Below are 18,556 nucleotides of genomic sequence, written 5' to 3' on the forward strand. Positions count from 1 at the left end.
CATTGTATAGACTAGACAGTAATCGATGTTCAATGATATTAATGATAATAGTATAAAAAAACCAGGTGCTCCGTTCACACCTGGTTTTTTCCATTGAAAAACCGAAATAAGCTAATGGATTATTTAATTTGGTGGTAAACTAAGGATGAACTCCGCAAAAAGGATGTGTGCAATTTGTTTGGTAAAGATGAATTCTTCGCAAAAGAGCAGCGAAAATATAGTGATGATGCTAAAGGTTACATTGATAATCAGGAAAAAACACAGGGGTTGCTTGAACAAGCCCAAAAAAAAGCGAACCGAAAAAAAAGAAGCTTGGGAGATACCTGGGAAAAACTTCAATTATTATTTGAATTAGTTAAAGCTTATTCTAAAGGTGATTATAAAAATATCTCAACTAGGACGATCATTACCGTCATCGGAGCCATTCTTTATTTTATTTCACCGATTGACTTAATCCCAGACTTTATTATTGGCCTTGGTTTAGTGGATGACGCTGCTGTTATTGGCTATACCGTTAAAACATTATCAACTGAATTAGCTGAATTTAAGAAATGGAAACAGGCTGCCACCTTCTATGCACCTGAAAACCCGCTTGAGTAAATCAAGCGGGTATCATAAAGCGTAAAGGCTTATTCCACAGTACGCTTATTTATTTTCTAGTTTGATTACCATCTGAAACAAGCTGCACCAACAATAATTAGCAGGATAAACAACACTACGATTAAAGCGAAACCGCCGCCAAAGCCAACTCCTCCGCCATAACCACAGCCACATCCACCATAGCCGTAACCGCCATATCCACCATATCCATACATATTTATTTCCTCCTTTTTATTTTAATAGAATCCGCAACCCCAAGAAGCTCCGATAATGATTAACAAAATGAACAATACGACAAGTAGGGCAAATCCGCTGCCATAGCCAACTCCAACTGCTGCACCAGACATTTACATTACCTCCTTTTTTGATTTCTATATATCCTATTCACCTAGATAAAAATGTGCGATAGACACATATCCATATTAGTAAGTTTTGAAAAAAATGGGCTGATATCTCTACGGTATCTCTGTCTAAATCACTTCGATGCAAAATGATTGCTTTTTTAGGTTGACAATTAAGTCTGAATTTTTTACCATTGTCACAAATAAGCATGGATAGGAGCCAACCACTTTGAGATCTATTGCATCCCTTCTATTATTTATTTTCATGGTGGCAATTCGGATGGTAAAAGGATCGACTCGTATTCCTAAAAGTCAGATACCTATAAAAATTGGCCATAGAGGTGCTGCTGGATACTGTCCAGAGAATACGGCTTCTTCTTTTAAGAAAGCAATAGAATTGGGTGTTGATTACCTTGAAATTGATATCCAAATGACAAGGGACAACAAATTAGTGATCATACATGATCCAACGATAAACCGGACAACGAATGGAAAAGGGCAAGTTAAGGACCTTACCCTAAAAGAATTGCAAGCATTGGATGCAGGTAGCTGGTTTCATCCAAAGTTCTCTAAGGAAAAAATCCTTTCTTTTAGTGGATTTTTAGATGAATTTGCCGAGAAAACCGGATTATTAATCGAGTTAAAAAAACCTTCCTTATATCCCGGAATCGAGGAAAAAGTAGCAAACGAACTGTTAAAAAGAGGTCTTACTAAAGGGGAAACTGATAAAATCATTGTTCAGTCCTTTGACCAAAACTCATTAAAACGATTCCATAAACTCCTGCCTTCTGTGCCTATTGGGGTTTTAGTAAAAAAAAGGGGAGTAAAGGGACTTTCCAATAAAGAACTTCAATCTTTTTCATCCTATGCCGCCTATGTAAACCCCAAAATCACAATGATAAATAAACGGCTAATTAGACGAATCCACCACCATGGCTTCAAAACACTGGTTTGGACGGTTAGAAAGAATAAGGATGTCCACCTATTAAAGCGCTATAATATTGACGGAATCATATCTGACTTTCCAGATATTTTTTGATGGACATTTAGGGTTTGGTTTTAAAAAAATGCTTAGGTGGCAGACCCTAATTCTTAATTATTCACCTATTCAAACTGCACGGTTTAGGTTTAATAATTTCAAATCTTTCACAATATAAAAAGCAGCCTCTAAGTGAAGCTGCCTAATACTTTAAAAGAAAATAATATAAATGACCACTGCTAAAATAATTCGATATATAGCAAATGGTAAAAGTTTAATTTTGTTAATAAGTTTTAAGAAAAAGCGAATCGAGAGTAGCGCGAAAATAAAAGCACTTATAAATCCTGCAATAAAATACGGCAATGAATCCATTGTCATATATTCCCAATTTTTTAATAAAGAAAGAAAACTTGCACCAGCCATAATCGGAACTGCCATGATAAAAGTAAAATCAGCTGCTGCGCGGTGGCTCATCCCCATCAATACACCACCTGATATGGTTGAACCTGAACGGGAGAATCCAGGCCAAAGGGAGAAACATTGAAATAAACCAATTGTCAATGCCTGCTTGTAGGTAATTTGGTCAACCGTTTCCGTTTTCAGATTTTTGGGACCAATTAAGTCAGCAATAATCATGAATACCGCACCAATCACTAACCCGACTAAAACCGTCGTCGTCGAGAATAAGTGATCATCAATATAATCGTTAAAGAGGACCCCTAAAATTCCCGCAGGAATAAGACCAACTATTACTTGAGTTAGTTTTAGCCGTCCCTGCGTTTGATCTGCACGTTTGTTAAAACGGCCTAAACTTAACAAATCGATAAATCTGTCTTTAAAGGTGACGACCACAGCCAAGATTGAACCGAGCTGGATAACCACTTTAAAGGTGTTGGCACCGTGAGTAGTCAAAAATTCTTCAGATTTCAGCCACATATCATCAACTATTATCATGTGCCCGGTTGATGAAACTGGTGCAAATTCTGTTAACCCTTCTACCAATCCCAAAATAATTGCTTTAATCATCATTAATAAATCCATGTTGTCATATCTCCTAACTTTAATGCACCTAAACGGTTTAATAGTAAATGACTTTCCTATTCTACTAATTAACTACCCAGATTTGCAAGATTAAATTTTCCAAACTTATGTATTTTTTACTTTCTCTATTCCAAACGAAATATATGAACAAATAGTTTCAGTGATTTTTTCTACAATGTAAAATGCAACCTCTTAAACAGTCTGAGCGATATTTATCAATCTCTTATAACGACCAGAGGCACCCTTTTCTCTGGGGTACGGTCGTTATGAACCTCTTATATTGACCAGCGGCACGCTTTTTTCTGTGGTACAGTCGTTATGAACCTATTTTTTTGTAACTTATCGGCATAAATTATTTTATTATTCCCATCCGAATGGCTTTAACAGCTACTTCTGTTCTATTTTGCGCATTCAGTCTTTTCATAATATTTGAGATGTAATCTCTTACCGTAAATTCACTTAAATAAAGCTTTAAGGCTGCCTCTGCAGTTGAAGCGCCATCTGCCAAAAGCTTAATTATTTCAGTTTCCCTTGGAGATAAGGAGATGGAATCCTTTTCGGGTAAGTCTTGCTTTTTAATATCTGCCCCGATAAACTTTGATAATAATTCCCCAGAGCTTTGTCCAAATTTCATCAGTGCAGGAAAAAGACTAGTATCAAGGGTAAAATGTGTTCCCGGTCCTTGATCTAAAACAACTCCACCTATGATCTTTCCTTCCTCAGGAACATAAATCGGAACAATAATTAAGGAAGAAAGTTCAAATTTTTTAACATACTTTTCTGGAATATCATTTTCTGCTAAAGGGATATATATTGGCTGAAAATTTTTCATTTCATGCCCTTGAGATTTTAATTTCACAAGACTTTGATTGAGCACCGGGATATTGGTAATTCTTTCGGCAATTGCTTGAACTTCTTCGTTCTTTAAATGATGTCCATACAAACCTACCCCGATACTTTCCTTATTGGTAAATTTAAATAGAGCACTTCGTTTAAATGGGAGAAAATAACCAAATCCAAAGCAGATATTTTCGATTGATTCTTGAAAATTTTGCGAACGGATAATCCACTCATTAAAGAGAATTACGGCATCCTTCCAAATGCTATGATTCTCTTTTTCCGATTGAAAAAGCATTACTTCACTTATTTTCGAAAATAAATAATGAATCGAAGGATGCAGCTTTGAAGAGTAAGCAATCCTCGATTTTAATACCTTATGTGCAGCGTTTTCCAACAGATTTAAATGGAAGAAAATTGCCTCAGGTTCCGGACGTCTTTGGAAGTGAGCCAACCAATCATCCTGAATCTCATTCAAAAGCTGATAAATATCAATAGTTCCCTCATTGACTGATCTTAAAAACCTTACAAGATATTCACTAATAAATTCAAAAACCGCAACTGATTTCTTGTTCGTATTTTTAAGAGATTGGAGCGTAAGAGCCCACTCGCGTAAAAGGTCTTCCTGATAATTAGATAATATTTTTAGTGCATCATTTAAGAGACTGTCCATATGGTAGTTTAATGACTTCGACACTTTCATCACACTCCTTCCTGGAAAATCTAAGCTGTTATTATTTTTTATTATCCATTCGTTTGTATCTATAGATAATTCAGCTAGACATGTCAAAACTCCTGCTTTTTATCATTCTTTTAGGTTATTTTGTTGTCTCCTGTTCTTTTTTGTCCAATTATAGGAAAAACTTCCTACAAATGTAGGGATTTCTAAATTTATTTACTTATCATAAAATTGTGACGAATAGTGCAAGCAATTACAATTACTGGTTAAACGCTTACACTTTTAAAACAAAAAAAGGGAGGCAAGAAAGTATGACAGCTGAATCAATTATTATCGGAGGGCAAACAGTCAAGAAGAAGCTAGTATTTGCATTATTAGGTGGTTTTTTATTTTTAGGATCGTTACTCGCAACTTTTGGGATTACAGGTGTGGCAGTTGCGGCTCCATTAAGTGGCTTCGGAGAATTTACCGTAAAGTTCGATAAAATGGTTGGGGAAGGTTTTCAGCTTTATGGTGGTGTTGCTGATGGGGCAACCACAAAAGATAACCCCGTTGCAGTCAATGCCATTGATAAAGCAACCATTAATGGTTTAGAAATTTCTAAAGCAATCCCAGCTCTTGGAATCCGCGTTGTCATTACTTCTGATAAACCTGTTGTTATTAATGGCCTACTTCAAAAAGCTACCATGGTAAATGGTGATGCTAAATTTGAAGAGCTTACAATGTCTGAAAATTACATTGCAGATATTAAAGACCCTAGAGAGGCTATAGCCAAAGAATTCACCCAAAGTGCTAATAAAATTACAATTGAAAATGGTAATTTGCAAACCTTATATCTTTTCCAAAAAACAGTTTCATTACCTGGAATGAAGGTTTACTTTGAAAAATTGAAATAATTACTGGCATCATAGAACTATTGAGTAAGGATGATAAAAATGAACTCTACTTATTCAAAACGTGAAAGGTTTAAGAATTGGAGAGCAAGGCGCCCTTTTTCGGGGGCGACCTTGTGTATTCTTTCTGGACTAATCATTTTGTGGGTGCCTGCGAAGCTATATGAAGTAGCTGCTGCCCCAGGAAGTATATTATTCGTAGGCTTCTTCTTAGGCGGCCTGACACTTTTAATGGGAGTACTTTCATATATCATGCCGAGACTATCCACCCTTCTTGGTGTTTTGGCGATTTTCTCGTCGGTATTATCGATTATGGGAGCATTAGGAGGCTTCCTTATCGGAACGATTCTTGGAATTATTGGAGGTTCACTCTTGATTGCCTGGAAACCTGAGCTGGCCACCAACGACTCGATAAAACAACCAAATCAAGATCATTTTGCTGAAAAAGAAGTTGCATCCGGAAAGGAAGTTTTACCGGAATAATCCAAAATACTTATAGCATTCGTAGAAATGGTGATGGCATTGTTACTCAGAAATAATACTTTTAAGATAATTATCATATTGGTTCTAACTTTTAGTGGGCTTTTCCTTCTTACAAAGGATAGTTTTGCTAGTAATCCGACAATTATTGGTTTTATTATTGAGGCGAATAAAATGGAAGGTACGATGCAAAACCCTGCTATGACGGTAGGCAATTCGGCAGAACAAAAGGAGCTGCCTATGCTGGAATTAAAATTTGAAAATCTTACAGCAGAAGGCTTAATAATTAAGAAATTAGTTCAAACACCAAATGGGCTTATTACAATTGATATGACCCATAAAGATGCTGCCCTTTTTAGTAACTTAAGCTTAAATATAACCAACGCCGGCTTCAGCGAGCACTATGTACCATCCACCGGTAATATCGGCCTAAAAAATGTAAAATTATTGGCTCATTTAGTAAGAACAGATAGCTCGGTGCTCCCACAATTCAATTTAAGTTTTAATAATGGTGGTCAGGTCGAAATGGAACCAAAGAGCGAGGGTGAACTCCTCCAAACGAAAGCACTTTTAGAACAATTACTTTCAATCAAACAGCAATAAACAGAAGCGATGCAAGGCATCGCTTCTGTTTATTTTTATTAGTTGTTGATAATTCTCATTACACGCCCATTAAATTTCTGTTGATAATACCCATACGTCATATCTGCTATGGCAATTCCTGTAGAACTTTGTGATCCGATGAATTTTCCGCCACCGAGATAGATACCCACATGGCCATCTATTTTATACGTATCAAAGAACACAATGTCTCCTGGACGGGCTTCGCTTAACGATACCCTTGTTCCCATATTTTTCAAAATATCTGTTTGAGCACCGACTTTTATCCCAGCCTGGGCAAATGCCCAAGAAACAAATCCAGAACAATCAAATCTGCCATGAGCGACATCGTAAGCGTTTCTGCCACCGCCAAAAACATAAACAGAATTTCCTATATATTTATTTCCAGCATGGATAACAATATTAATCGCTTCATTAGATGTGGTTGGTATCGATACATTTAGACCAGCAGTATTTGAGACAATTGAATTTTGAGTGGATCCTCTAAGTTGATCTTCCTTTGAAGCAAGCGAACTATCTTGTTGCTGTAATTCAGCCTTTCCAGAAAGTTTTTCTTGTTCTTTATTCTTAAGTTCTTCTTTTAATAGATTATTTTGCTCTTTTTGTTCTAATATCTGAGCTTGCATTCCTTCAAGCTCTGTTTTCATGCTTTGTAAATCCTCCAGTTTCTTTTCTACTGAAGCTTGTTTCTTTTCGACTTCTTTCTGATCCTCCTTATGCTGCTTTACAAGGTCTTGATCTGCTTCTACCATTGTTGCTACCGCACCAAGTCGGCCAACAAAATCACTGAAGCTTGATGCACCAAGGATGACATCAATATAACTAACCTTTCCGCCACTTTCCTGTATCGACATTGCACGTTTCCTTAATATTTCATTACGTTTATCGATTCTATTCTTAATAGTCGTCACTTCTTGCTCAAGCTCTACCACTTCTACCTTTGATGCTTTTACTTTTTCTTCTGTCTGGGCAATCATATTATTATTATCAATAATTGCTTGTTCGACTCTATTAATCTGTTCTGTTAATTTAGTCAATTCATCTTGTATCTGAGAAATTTCGTCATTCGCATTTGTAATTTTTGATTGAACAGTTGAACGCTGCTCCTGAATACTTTTAAGACTTGTTGCCTTTGCATCTAAAGCAGGAAGTGAGAATACACTTCCACTTCCCAATAACATTGTTGCACTAAGTACGATAAGCTTCTTTTTCACTCTAATTCCCTACCTTCTTAATATCCAAATTATCAAGAGTAACAGAATTCATGTATTGAAGACTAGTAATAAATATCTGCAAATTCTACACAATCTGACAATTCCCTATGTCTCAAAGCAATTTTATCAATCTACTAATCATCTTATGTATGACCAAAATCACAAAAAAAACCCAATATCATCCTATTTTGTCTTGATTCAAAGTATATCATCTAAAATTGCCAAATTAGTAATAAAAATATTACATTTATATTTCAACTGTAAATTTGGAGCCGTAGTTCAAAGACAATAAAAAACCACAATCTCTTCATTTTGATGGAGATTGTGGTTCTAACTTTTATAAAGGATTCTTTTGTCATTCAATGCTGTTAATTCTCCTTAATATTTATTAAATGCTATTGAGTTTTTACAAGCTCTTTAAGACCACTCTTGCCGCGATTGACAAGGTTTAAATGGGTATTTCTTGCTAATTTAACATATTCTTTTCGAACCCGAAACCATGCATTTCTGCGTTCACGTGCATAGGCTACATTTGATTCCGCATTTTTCTCAAAATTATCCTCCAACTGATCGACCATATTGATAATAGATTTTAATGGTGTAAGCGCTAGTTTCTCTAATTGTCCAGAAACCTCTTTCAGTTGTATTTTAAGTTCTTCTCGGTCATTAGATGGAATAGCTTCGTCTTTTAATTCTTCTTTGCCGGCATTAAATTGGTGCATCAGTTCAGTTATCATGTCTTTGTTTGTTTTTTTGGTTTGCTCATACAATTTGCCAATTGATTTGCGGTATTGCTTATTGAACTTGATGAACTCCCTTAATGCATTAATATAGGCGTCCTCCCGATTCTCCCGAAGCTTGAGTGCACGTTCGCGAGATTGCTCAAACTGATCCCAAAATGTGTTTACAAATGAACCTGTAGCAATCGATTCCTCTGCTGCTGGAATCATTGATTCATCAGCAGCTAGAACCGTTTCAATTTTCTTCTGTGCCATCGTCCTTCCTCCTCCTACTTTTATTTACTTTCTCTATTGGATCCTTCTTCTGAAATGAAGGAATATAGAGCTCAAAGAAACTGGTATACATTTTGAAGAATTGATCTAAAAGTGATTGATAGGTTTCTAGTTGATTGGCATAGCCTTTTAAGTATGTAACACCAGCTTTTGTGATTGAATATCTTCTCTTAGCAGGACCACTTCCTGTTGTATCCCATTCTGATGATAGAAGTTCGTCCTTTTCAAGCTGTCTTAACAATCTGTATAAATTCCCCTGATCGAGCGACTTAAACCCGAATGACTCAAGCTTCTGGCTAAGTTCATACCCATGTAGAGAAACCTTGCTAAGAAGCAATAAAATAAATGGCAGCACAAAATTTTTGGATGGATTGACTGTTTGATTGTCTTGGTTTACCATATTCTTATCACCTCACCTATATGTATTTTACACCTATGAGTAATATTTCGTCAAGGTCATAAATAAATATTATTATATGCATTATATTAAGGTTTACAATAAACTAAACTTGGATATAAACTTAATAAAAATATAAGGTGGTGTAAAATGGAAAAAGTTAGAGTGAGTAAGTTGGGAGTTCCTTACTTACATTTTGGTAATGGGGAACCTGTTGTACTGATCCATGGATTAGGTGAGGTCAAGGAGAGCTGGCAAAATCAATTTGAATTAGCGGATCAATATGAATTGATTATTCCTGATTTACGAGGTCACGGAGAGTGTACAAAAATCGATGGTATAACTATTCAAAACTTTGCTGCTGATGTGATTGGTCTATTAAAGGAGTTAGGATTTGAAAACGCTCACATTTTGGGTTTATCAATGGGTGGAGCAGTGGCACAGGAAATTTTCCGACAGGATCCCTCTCTAGTCCGTTCCCTCATGCTGATTAGCACATTCCATTATTTCCCAAACGTGATTAAGAGTATATTATTAAAAAAACATAAAGCTAAATTTGTTGAATTATCAGCAACAGGAAAAGAATTTGAGTATTTATCACGAATGGCATTATATAGTTGGAATAAAGACACAGTCGAAAAGTTTGGAGACTTTTTCAAACCAAAGCCTCACATTTTTATTAAATCCTTTGAGGCATGCCTTGAAGTTAATAATTTATCCTTATTACCAAGGGTAAATATCCCCACTCTTATTATTGGTAGTCAATATGATTCCGTATTACCTGTCTGGATTCAGGCTTGTATGCACAAACAGATTCCACATTCAGAATTTATCATTTTGAGGAATACCGGCCATATTGCCAAACTGGAAGCAAAAGACCGGTTTAATTACCTATTACGGAAATTCCTCAAACAACAAAAAATTGCCTCTTAATAAATGATTAACGGGATGGATGGGGTTCCTTCCCGTTAATCATTTATTCTGTTACACTTCATTTATGTGAGTACTTCATGAATTTCTTGTGAATGTGCAGCAAGCCATGGGTCCATAATTCCAGCGAAAGCTCCTGTCAATGCTAGGGATACATGACCCCCTTCATAAACCTTATACGTCTTATCCTCACTTGAAACAAGCTCCATTACTGGAAGACTTTGTTGCTCTAATATAAGATTGTCACGCGAACAGGAGAAAACGAAAAGCGGACACTTAATATTTTTTAAATCTACTTTCCTGCCGCCAATCATTAATTCTCCCTTTAGAAGTTTGTTATCTCTATAAAGATCATTAAACATTTGTTTAAAGGCAGCTCCAGCAAACGAGGCAGTATCCTTTGTCCATTTGTCCATGCGGCGCCACTTTTCCACATATTTTTCATCATGTGCTCGGGTAATTAAGTTGATTTTAGGACTTCCATAAACTGGAGAAAGCATTCTGAACATTAAATACAAAAATTCTGATGGAATCGTTTCATGTGCATCTGCAAACCGGTCAAAACTAAGCTGTCCATTTTGAAGTCCTTCCAGCCACTTATCTGGCACGATACCGACGCTAAAATCAACCGGACAGGCCGCAAGGACTAAATTTTTAATAGGGAGGTTAGTTATTGAAGTTAAGATGGCTGCCGCGGTCCCGCCTAAACAATATCCGACCATAGTAATATCTTTAGCTCCTGAATGCCTTAATGCTCGTTTGACAGCATTTTCTAAATAATCAATTATATAATTATCTAGTGTAAGCTCACTATCTTCAAGTCCAGGGGATCCCCACTCCAAAAGATAGACATCATAGCCCCGTTCAGTAAGCCCCCCAACCACGCTGCTCCCTTCACCAATGTCTAAAATGTACACCTTATTCAAAAGTGAATAAACTAAAAATATTGGAGTTTCATATTTTTTTTCTTTGGCAGGGTGAAACCACAAAGTTGTTTTATTCTTTTTCCAAACACACTCTCTTGGTGTTGGCACTATATCCGGCTTAGGCTCGGTCATAATTTTATAAAGCTGGTTCCACCGTTTAGCTTCCCTTTTTATGGGTAGTAAAAGGTTGCTTTCTAGCGCTTTAGTGCTCATTAACTGTTTGCTCCTTTCCGAATTAATTAGATTTGCTTACTCCAGTGAGCACTAGTTCTTTATCCTGCTCTTTTTCTGGTTCTTTTTTCTGCTTTTGTTTGTCTTTTTCGATAAGATGTTTCAACGCGGCAAGATCAGTCTTCATATTTGATATCTCTGCGACACCAAGCTTCAATTCCTGGATATCCGTTTGGATATGATTAGACTCCTTACTATCATTCAATTGCTTTATATCTGCCTTTATGCTTTTAATCCCTTCTATTTCCTTTCTTAATTCTTGAAGGTTGACTTGAATAATCTTCATATCCACAAGACCTTGTCGCAATTCCTGAAGGTCTGCTTTCATTTTTTTGGTTTCCGAAACCTCTCTGGCTATTTTTTGAAATTCAGTCTTCATTTCCTTGACGATTTTCACCGTCTCTTGAAACATTTCTAAATTTCCTTTATTTAATGAGCTTAAGCCATCCTGTAAATTCCAAATTTGTTCTTCTAGAATGTCCATTTTTTCTTCGACTTGTATGGACAGTTTTGCTACATTTGCCACATCTTTTTTTGTAGGAATATTCATAAAAGCAGCAATAAGCTCTTGATTCTTTCTTAATCTCTCTAGGTAACGTGAATAGGCATCAAGACCTATATTTGCCGTTTGCACAAATTCTTTATTGTCTGTCAACTTATATAAAAGACCATTTAATTGTTTCTCCCACATTTCACTCACAAGCTTATAGCCTGCGAATGGATCATAAGTTTTACCTGTAGCCATGATGTATCCCCCTTGATTTTATGATTTAGTAAGTTCTTCTGTTTTTTCCATGTACTTATTTAATGGAAACATTAATGTTTTGATCTGTCTGGCAAAAAGATTTACAAAGCCTTTTTGATTTTCATAAATTAGGTTCCCTGCCTGTTTAACAGTTTTAATATATTGCATCCGTCCTTTTTTACGAAGTGCAATATATTGGTCGATGATTTCCAGATATTTTTCCATTGTCAGATTTTTTGTTAAGGTTTGACATGGAGTAGCAAGAATTGACATAGTTTTCTTTTGGATTTGATCAATTTGCGCATTTATCTCTTCGTAGGATTTAACTGGAAAGAAATGCTGGAGGCTGGTAGTCGACATTAAAAATTCTTCTCTAGCAGTTCTTTCCCATTCAGCAAATTCCTTATTGAATTGCTCAGCGATATCTTTTAGGTTTCCCTGATTTCTTAACACGCTTTCAGCAAAGTACTTAGCTTCTTTCAGAAAAATCTCATCACGGAAATCAGCGTGCTTTGCCCATTGGTCTATCTCACCGAATGCATGCCCCCATAGAATATCTAAGCTAGAAAGCTGTTCCTCTTCCACTTTTTCAACCATCTTTTCTTCTTCCGGTTTCGTTGAAAGAACTCGGTCATCTACTTTTTCATGTTCTACCTTTTCTTCCTGTTTTGCTTCAGTTATTGTCACGGGTTCAACTTCTGATTTTTTCTTTTTAGTTTCTTTCATAGGTTCTTTTTCATATTCTTTTTTGTCAGCCATATTACTCGAATCCTCCTCAAAGAAATTTTTAATTAGTTCCCAGCTCTATTGGGTATTTTTTTATGAAATCAATCACTTTTGTATCGGCATCCACTTGCGCTTCTGTCACGTAGAGGTGTCCAGCACCAGGGATGAGATATAGTTCAGAATATACGATTCGTTCCGCTAGTATCTTTCCATTTTCAACAGGGATAAGTCTGTCCTTATCACCATGAATAATTAGAGTAGGTTTGGTGATTTTTTCAAGTTCATCATAGGTATCATGTCCAAGACATGCTTGAAGTTGTTGCATGAACCCATGGGGAGGTGTTGGAATCTCGATCATTGTCTGTATGTGTTCTTCGATGGAATCTCGGTGATTTTCTATGAAGTATTGGCTGTAGAGTATAGGAACAGATGCCCAAGCTGCTTCTAGTGGTGTGGTTGGAATGGATGCACCAGATAATAAGGTCATAATAACATCTGGTTCAGGCTGGACTTGTTTGATTCCACCTGATGTTGTACATCCAAGGATTAGGGATTTTATTCGGTCAGGATACATAAGTGCCAAACGTTGTGCAATCATCCCTCCCATTGAAATACCATAAACATGTGCTGTATCCACACCAGCTGCATCTAAAACAGCCTTTGCTTCTTCAGCCATCATTTCAATTGAGTAAGCGATTTCTGGTTTACTGCTTCTACCTGTACCGCGATTATCAAAAATAATAACCTTAAAATTTTCAGTAAGAGCGGGTAGGCTTTTTTTCCAGGATAAAGAGTTATGGGCTAATCCCATGATTAACAACAGCGGTTCGCCCGTACCATGAACCTCATAGTACAGCTCAATCCCCTTTACATTTGTTATTGGCATACGATATCTCCTTTTTAGATTTGGACTTTTTCTTCCTCTTTCCGGAGCATTCTCCGTAATAGTTTACCAACGGAGGATTTAGGGAGCTCATCAAGGATTTCAATATCTTTCGGTACTTTATATGGAGCAAGATTAATTTTTGCAAATGCAATTAGTTTGTCTGGTGTAATCGTTAATCCTGCTTTTAACTTCACAAATGCTTTTACTGTTTCACCTCGATAAGTATCTGGAATACCAACAACTATAGCCTCCTCGACCCCTTCATGCTGGTATAATACTTCTTCTATTTCGCGTGGGTAAACGTTATAGCCACTTGCAATAATAAGATCTTTTTTGCGGTCCAATATATAAAAGTATCCATCTTCATCCATTTTGGCGATATCACCGGTAAAGAGCCAGCCGTCTTTTAACACCATCTCGGTATCCCCTGGACGTTTCCAATATCCCTTCATAACCTGCGGGCCACGTAAGATTAGCTCTCCTGCTTCTCCGACAGGAACATCCACATAGCCTGCCGCCGTTTCTGTTACAATCCTCGCTTCCGTACCAGGTATCGGAATCCCTACACTTCCTAATTTTCTCGGAAGAAATGGCGGAGTGGAGATAGCTGATGGTGCGGTCTCCGATAGTCCATAGCCGTCTGCTAATCGTTTACCTACTCTCTTCTCAAATGATTTAACCTGTTCGACAGGAAGTGGAGCACCACCACTGCTCAAATAATATATATCACCAATGTTGCTCTCTTCTAAATCAGGGTGACTATTCAAAGCGAATATCATTGTTGGAACAGCCGTCAGTTGGAATGGTTTTTCTCGTTTAATAAGTTCTAACACTTCATTTACATCAAAGCGAGGTAATATTAACTGATTGCAGCCTATTCTTATCCCTGAAAGAGCATTACAGGAAAGTCCATATACATGAAACATCGGGAGAACACTAACAATTTTAAAGTTTTCTGGTTTTTCGTCTACAGCATTGTAAGTAAAATCACATACCTGAATTATGTTGGCCAAGAGATTATGATGTGTCAGCATAACCCCTTTAGAAACCCCCGTTGTACCTCCTGTGTATTGTAAGATGGCAACATCTTCCTTTATGTCGATTGGGATTTCAGGTATAACATTGTCATGTGTCAAAAAATCCTCAAAATAAAGGTCTCCTTCGGCAAGTTCAACCTTCTTACCGCCAAAACCAACTACGATAAGCTTTTTCAATGAAGTTCTCGATTGAACTTGCTTCACCCTAGGGTAAAGGGCTTCAAAAACAACCATGTATTCAGCCTCAGAATCATTTAGAACATATTCAATTTCCCTTTCCACATACATCGGATTTACCTGGACGGCGATTCCGCCTATTCTGAACGTGGCAAATAGGCTAAAAATATAATGAGGGCAGTTCGGCAGCATAATAGCCATTCGATCACCCTTTTTAAACCCAATCCGATATAATGAAGCAGCTAGCCACTCAGAAATCATTCTGGTTTCTTTATAGCTCCATGATTTCCCGAAAAACGTCAGCGCAGGCTTCTCATTATGAATGTTTGCCGCTTGCTTCAAAAGGTCGAATAACGAGTCATACTCATTTGAAACCTCTTCACTGATTCTGGAATCATAAAATTTTAACCATGGCTTTTTCTGATAATCCACATTTTTCCCCTCCTTGTTTTCCCTTCCAATTTCAAACATTTTATGGATTCACTATTTTTAAGTTGGAAGAAGTTGTAACCACTTAAATTATTGTTTTAAAAAAGATTTTTGTAAATGTCCCATTATCGACATATTTCATCAATTTTCATAATATTAAGTATAGGAGGGTGTCTTTTCTGTCAAACAGTAACAAAATACAACAAAAATCAATTGAAATTTCGATGTATTTAGACAAAAACCTTTTTATTGTTCACAAAACATTCGGTAATTGACATACTTATTTACACGGAAAAAGGTATTGTAATAAAGGTTTTTAAGATAAAACTTCTACTTATAGTGTTAAATACTTTGAATCAGCCCCAGAGAGCGCTGGGACTGATTTTTAAAAAGAAACATTACTTAAACGCCTATATATGCTTGGCGATAAATAGCCGCAAGCTCTCCTACAAGCGGCATTCTCGGGTTGGCAATCGTATCTTGATCATCAAAAGCATTTTCAGCAAGGGCCTCTACTTTGCTTTCGAATTCTTCATCATTGATTCCAGTGGCTTTGATGCTCATTGGAATATCCAGTTCCTTGGCCATCTCAACAATCTTATTGATTAAGCTTTCAATTCCTTCCTCCGTCGTGTTTGAAGAAAGACCTAGCATTTTGGCAATTTCTGCGTATCGTTTGTCAGCAATGAAGTGTTCATATTTAGGGAAGGTCATGAATTTATTTGGTTTCATTGAATTATATCGAATAACATGCGGCAGCAGGATTGCATTAGCACGTCCGTGCGGAATGTTGTACTCAGCACCAAGGACATGGGCAAGGCTGTGGTTAATTCCTAAGAAGGAATTAGCGAATGCCATTCCCGCAATAGTCGCTGCATTGTGCATTTTTTCGCGGGCAAGCTCATCGTTGCCATCTCGATAGGCTCTAGGCAAATATTCAAATACGAGCTGAATGGCTTTTAAGGCCAGACCATCGGTATAGTCATTCGCCAAAACGGAAACGTACGCTTCAATCGCATGGGTTAAAACATCCATGCCCGTATCTGCAGTGACAGATTTCGGAACTGTCATCACAAACTGCGGGTCAATAATAGCTACATCTGGTGTCAGCTGAAAATCAGCAAGCGGATATTTCCTATTTGCTTTCCTATCTGAAATAACGGAAAAGGCTGTAACCTCTGAGCCTGTACCGCTAGTAGTAGGAATCGCTATGAAATTCGCCTTGCAGCGAAGAGTTGGGAATTTAACGACTCGTTTACTTGGGTCAAAGAATTTTTGTGTTAAACTTTTGAAGTCGGTATCCGGATGTTCATAAAACAGCCACATCGCTTTTGCTGCATCCATTACCGAGCCACCGCCTAAGGCAATGATGAAGTCCGGCTGAAACCTTCTCATCCGGTCCGCACCACTCATTACGGTTTCAATACTAGGTTCGGGTTCGATATCAGAGAAAATCTCACATTGAACGTTGTTTTGATTCTTTTTTAAATAATATTGCACTTTGTCGACAAAGCCATTTTTCATGGATCTTCCACTGGTAACAATGAATGCCCTCGAAATTCCTGGAATGGAAGCAAGCGTTTGTACAGAGTTTTTCTCGAAGAAAATCTGTGACGGTACTTTAAACCACTGAGTCATTGTTCTTCGCTTCGCTACCTTCTTGATATTAATTAAATTTGCTGCTCCAACATTCTGTGACACAGAGTTCCCTCCATAAGTCCCGCACCCGATGGTTAAGGACGGTAAAGATGTGTTATAAATATCCCCAATTGCCCCATGGGTTGATGGTGTATTGACAATGATTCGGCCAGCCTTCATTCGAGCGGCGAAACTATCAATCACATCCTGGTCAGCCGAATGGATGGCGGCAGAATGACCAAGACCTCCATATTCCAACGTTTCCTCCGCAATGAGGAGGCCTTCGGCGAAACTATTAACCTTGTAACATGCTAAAATTGGACTTAATTTTTCACATGATAACGGGTATTTCGGTCCTACTCCTTCTACTTCCGCGATTAAAATCTTTGTATTGGCTGGTACATTTATCCCTGCCATTTTCGCTATCATAAATGCTGGTAAGCCGACAATCATTGGGTTAAGTGAAGATGTTTTTGGGTCTATAGCAATCTTCTCTAGCATTTTCCGCTCTTCTTCATTGAGGAAATAACAGTTGTTGGTTAATAATTCCTGCCTTACTTCCTCATAAATCTCTTTATCAATAATAAGTGCTTGTTCTGAAGCACAGATCATGCCGTTGTCGAAGGTTTTCGATAATATAAGGTCGTTGACCGCCCGTTTAATGTTGGCCGTTTTTTCAATATAACAAGGTACATTTCCGGCACCAACACCAAGTGCAGGTTTCCCGGAACTATAAGCAGCTGTTACTAAGTTCGGCCCTCCAGTTGCAAGGATGAGTGAAATCTTTGGATGTTTCATCAAGGTTTGAAAGGCTTCGTGAGATGGATTTTCAATCCACTGGATGCAGTTCTCAGGGGCACCAGCCTTTACCGCTGCTTCCCTAACCAGTTTGGCTGTAATCGTGCAGCATTTTTGAGCATAGCGAGGGAACGCAAAAATAATTGGATTTCTCGTTTTAAGTGAAATCAAAGCTTTAAAAATAACCGTTGAAGTAGGATTAGTAATTGGAATGACACCAGCGATGACACCGACTGGCTCGGCCATCTCAACCATACCTTCATTCTCATTTTCACTAATCACGCCAACCGTTTTCATATCCCTGATGTTGTTATAAATACACTCTGTAGCAAACATATTTTTGAAAACTTTATCCTCATAAACGCCTCTTTTTGTTTCTTCTACTGCAAGCTTGGCCAACTCCTTATGGTTTTCAAGAGCAGTTAGAGCTACCTGCTTAACGATTTCGTCAACCATTTCCTGATTGTAGCAACGGAATTCCTCCAATGCTATTACTCCATTTTTCGCTAATACATCAATCATCGCAGCGACATTATGGTTCTCTTGTAAGACTCTTTCCTTTACTGCCATCGAACATCCCTCCAGAATCATCAATCTTTTACTAAATGACACCAAGTTGGCTTTCAAAGCTTAACAAACTTTTTTCCTTCACTCCTTTTCCACTAATGGATAAAATATATCATGTGCACTATTTAAGAAATTGTCGAATCTTGCGCAAAAATGAATGAATAACCATTCATTTTTAAAAAGTTCAAAAAGAATTCACAATTATCGTAATTCGAATATGTCGTACATCAAAATGGCAAAAAAAAACACAAGCTCAACAGCCTTTATTTTTTTATGTCACTTTAATATTTCACCGTGTTAATTTGTTATAATATTGTTCATGCAACATGTCTGTTGATTTGCGCTCCAGGCGCTTCGCTTTCCGCGGGCGT

General features: G+C 37.3%; 19 protein-coding genes. 6 read left to right on the forward strand and 13 right to left on the reverse strand.

Annotation, left to right across the window (positions count from 1 at the left end; genetic code table 11):
• Positions 1-174 precede the first annotated feature (174 nt).
• A complete protein-coding gene (locus RTR43_RS14260) occupies positions 175-600 on the forward strand; it encodes a YkvA family protein (RefSeq protein ID WP_312472839.1) in 426 nt (141 codons plus the stop codon).
• Positions 601-665: 65 nt separating this feature from the next.
• Here the strand turns inward: RTR43_RS14260 and RTR43_RS14265 are convergent, their stop codons facing one another.
• Together RTR43_RS14265 and RTR43_RS14270 are read right to left on the reverse strand one after the other, a co-directional pair.
• On the reverse strand, positions 666-815 hold the full coding sequence (locus RTR43_RS14265; protein ID WP_312472841.1) for a YjcZ family sporulation protein: 150 nt from the start codon (positions 813-815) through the stop codon (positions 666-668).
• Positions 816-836: 21 nt separating this feature from the next.
• Positions 837-947 (reverse strand): YjcZ family sporulation protein, encoded by a 111-nt coding sequence (locus RTR43_RS14270; protein WP_248735781.1) that lies wholly within the window; start codon positions 945-947, stop codon positions 837-839.
• 223 nt (positions 948-1,170) lie between these two features.
• Here RTR43_RS14270 and RTR43_RS14275 point away from each other — a divergent pair, with 223 nt between their 5' ends.
• Positions 1,171-1,980, forward strand: coding sequence for a glycerophosphodiester phosphodiesterase (locus tag RTR43_RS14275; protein ID WP_312472842.1), 810 nt, complete (start codon positions 1,171-1,173; stop codon positions 1,978-1,980).
• A gap of 150 nt (positions 1,981-2,130) precedes the next feature.
• Here the strand turns inward: RTR43_RS14275 and RTR43_RS14280 are convergent, their stop codons facing one another.
• Positions 2,131-2,961 (reverse strand): undecaprenyl-diphosphate phosphatase, encoded by an 831-nt coding sequence (locus RTR43_RS14280; RefSeq protein WP_312472843.1) that lies wholly within the window; start codon positions 2,959-2,961, stop codon positions 2,131-2,133.
• 352 nt (positions 2,962-3,313) lie between these two features.
• Positions 3,314-4,501 (reverse strand): response regulator transcription factor, encoded by a 1,188-nt coding sequence (locus RTR43_RS14285; protein WP_312472845.1) that lies wholly within the window; start codon positions 4,499-4,501, stop codon positions 3,314-3,316.
• Between the two features lie 287 nt (positions 4,502-4,788).
• Between RTR43_RS14285 and RTR43_RS14290 the strand changes: the two genes are divergently transcribed.
• The 3 genes from RTR43_RS14290 to RTR43_RS14300 all read left to right on the forward strand — a co-directional run bounded on the left by RTR43_RS14290 (position 4,789) and on the right by RTR43_RS14300 (position 6,453).
• Positions 4,789-5,373 carry a DUF6230 family protein gene (locus tag RTR43_RS14290; protein WP_312472847.1) on the forward strand — a complete coding sequence of 195 codons (585 nt, stop codon included), beginning with the start codon at positions 4,789-4,791 and terminating at the stop codon, positions 5,371-5,373.
• Between the two features lie 39 nt (positions 5,374-5,412).
• Positions 5,413-5,853 (forward strand): DUF6114 domain-containing protein, encoded by a 441-nt coding sequence (locus RTR43_RS14295; protein WP_312472850.1) that lies wholly within the window; start codon positions 5,413-5,415, stop codon positions 5,851-5,853.
• 171 nt (positions 5,854-6,024) lie between these two features.
• Positions 6,025-6,453, forward strand: a complete 429-nt coding sequence (locus RTR43_RS14300) for a hypothetical protein (RefSeq protein ID WP_312472851.1) — start codon at positions 6,025-6,027, stop codon at positions 6,451-6,453.
• A gap of 38 nt (positions 6,454-6,491) precedes the next feature.
• On the opposite strand, the gene RTR43_RS14305 is transcribed toward RTR43_RS14300, so the two are convergent.
• From RTR43_RS14305 to phaQ, 3 genes are all read right to left on the reverse strand, one after another.
• Positions 6,492-7,685 carry a coiled-coil domain-containing protein gene (locus RTR43_RS14305; protein WP_312472852.1) on the reverse strand — a complete coding sequence of 398 codons (1,194 nt, stop codon included), beginning with the start codon at positions 7,683-7,685 and terminating at the stop codon, positions 6,492-6,494.
• Between the two features lie 395 nt (positions 7,686-8,080).
• On the reverse strand, positions 8,081-8,680 hold the full coding sequence (locus RTR43_RS14310; protein WP_312472853.1) for a hypothetical protein: 600 nt from the start codon (positions 8,678-8,680) through the stop codon (positions 8,081-8,083).
• Positions 8,661-9,098, reverse strand: a complete 438-nt coding sequence (phaQ, locus tag RTR43_RS14315; RefSeq protein ID WP_312472855.1) for a poly-beta-hydroxybutyrate-responsive repressor — start codon at positions 9,096-9,098, stop codon at positions 8,661-8,663. Before phaQ ends, RTR43_RS14310 begins: the two co-directional genes overlap by 20 nt.
• A 147-nt stretch (positions 9,099-9,245) precedes the next feature.
• On the opposite strand from phaQ, the gene RTR43_RS14320 reads away from it, so the two are divergent.
• Positions 9,246-10,028, forward strand: coding sequence for an alpha/beta fold hydrolase (locus tag RTR43_RS14320; protein ID WP_312472857.1), 783 nt, complete (start codon positions 9,246-9,248; stop codon positions 10,026-10,028).
• A gap of 62 nt (positions 10,029-10,090) precedes the next feature.
• Here the strand turns inward: RTR43_RS14320 and RTR43_RS14325 are convergent, their stop codons facing one another.
• The 6 genes from RTR43_RS14325 to adhE form a co-directional block, all read right to left on the reverse strand.
• Positions 10,091-11,164 (reverse strand): alpha/beta fold hydrolase, encoded by a 1,074-nt coding sequence (locus RTR43_RS14325; protein ID WP_312472858.1) that lies wholly within the window; start codon positions 11,162-11,164, stop codon positions 10,091-10,093.
• A 22-nt stretch (positions 11,165-11,186) separates the two neighbouring features.
• Complete coding sequence (locus tag RTR43_RS14330) at positions 11,187-11,927, reverse strand: hypothetical protein (protein ID WP_312472860.1); 741 nt, start codon at positions 11,925-11,927, stop codon at positions 11,187-11,189.
• Positions 11,928-11,945: 18 nt separating this feature from the next.
• Entirely contained in the window at positions 11,946-12,686 is a 741-nt protein-coding gene (locus RTR43_RS14335; RefSeq protein ID WP_312472863.1) for a hypothetical protein, read from the reverse strand.
• Positions 12,687-12,714: 28 nt separating this feature from the next.
• Positions 12,715-13,539 carry an alpha/beta fold hydrolase gene (locus tag RTR43_RS14340; RefSeq protein WP_312472865.1) on the reverse strand — a complete coding sequence of 275 codons (825 nt, stop codon included), beginning with the start codon at positions 13,537-13,539 and terminating at the stop codon, positions 12,715-12,717.
• Positions 13,540-13,553: 14 nt separating this feature from the next.
• Positions 13,554-15,185, reverse strand: coding sequence for a long-chain-fatty-acid--CoA ligase (locus RTR43_RS14345; protein WP_312472868.1), 1,632 nt, complete (start codon positions 15,183-15,185; stop codon positions 13,554-13,556).
• Between the two features lie 399 nt (positions 15,186-15,584).
• Positions 15,585-18,188: a bifunctional acetaldehyde-CoA/alcohol dehydrogenase gene (gene adhE, locus RTR43_RS14350; RefSeq protein ID WP_312472871.1), complete on the reverse strand. Its 2,604-nt coding sequence runs from the start codon at positions 18,186-18,188 to the stop codon at positions 15,585-15,587.
• Positions 18,189-18,556: the final 368 nt, after the last annotated feature.

It is taken from the genome of Neobacillus sp. (assembly GCF_031988165.1).
In the GTDB taxonomy this organism is placed as follows: Bacteria; Bacillota; Bacilli; order Bacillales; family Cytobacillaceae; genus Neobacillus; species Neobacillus rhizosphaerae.

Excerpts from the sequence above, each read along its gene's own strand:
- RTR43_RS14265 (WP_312472841.1), bottom strand. The coding sequence starts at position 815 with ATGTATGGATATGGTGGATATGGCGGTTACGGCTATGGTGGATGTGGC.
- RTR43_RS14270 (WP_248735781.1), bottom strand. The coding sequence starts at position 947 with ATGTCTGGTGCAGCAGTTGGAGTTGGCTATGGCAGCGGATTTGCCCTA.
- RTR43_RS14280 (WP_312472843.1), bottom strand. The coding sequence starts at position 2,961 with ATGGATTTATTAATGATGATTAAAGCAATTATTTTGGGATTGGTAGAA.
- RTR43_RS14285 (WP_312472845.1), bottom strand. The coding sequence starts at position 4,501 with ATGAAAGTGTCGAAGTCATTAAACTACCATATGGACAGTCTCTTAAAT.
- RTR43_RS14290 (WP_312472847.1), top strand. The coding sequence starts at position 4,789 with ATGACAGCTGAATCAATTATTATCGGAGGGCAAACAGTCAAGAAGAAG.
- RTR43_RS14295 (WP_312472850.1), top strand. The coding sequence starts at position 5,413 with ATGAACTCTACTTATTCAAAACGTGAAAGGTTTAAGAATTGGAGAGCA.
- RTR43_RS14300 (WP_312472851.1), top strand. The coding sequence starts at position 6,025 with ATGGAAGGTACGATGCAAAACCCTGCTATGACGGTAGGCAATTCGGCA.
- RTR43_RS14310 (WP_312472853.1), bottom strand. The coding sequence starts at position 8,680 with ATGGCACAGAAGAAAATTGAAACGGTTCTAGCTGCTGATGAATCAATG.
- phaQ (WP_312472855.1), bottom strand. The coding sequence starts at position 9,098 with ATGGTAAACCAAGACAATCAAACAGTCAATCCATCCAAAAATTTTGTG.
- RTR43_RS14320 (WP_312472857.1), top strand. The coding sequence starts at position 9,246 with ATGGAAAAAGTTAGAGTGAGTAAGTTGGGAGTTCCTTACTTACATTTT.
- RTR43_RS14325 (WP_312472858.1), bottom strand. The coding sequence starts at position 11,164 with ATGAGCACTAAAGCGCTAGAAAGCAACCTTTTACTACCCATAAAAAGG.
- RTR43_RS14330 (WP_312472860.1), bottom strand. The coding sequence starts at position 11,927 with ATGGCTACAGGTAAAACTTATGATCCATTCGCAGGCTATAAGCTTGTG.
- RTR43_RS14335 (WP_312472863.1), bottom strand. The coding sequence starts at position 12,686 with ATGGCTGACAAAAAAGAATATGAAAAAGAACCTATGAAAGAAACTAAA.
- RTR43_RS14340 (WP_312472865.1), bottom strand. The coding sequence starts at position 13,539 with ATGCCAATAACAAATGTAAAGGGGATTGAGCTGTACTATGAGGTTCAT.
- adhE (WP_312472871.1), bottom strand. The coding sequence starts at position 18,188 with ATGGCAGTAAAGGAAAGAGTCTTACAAGAGAACCATAATGTCGCTGCG.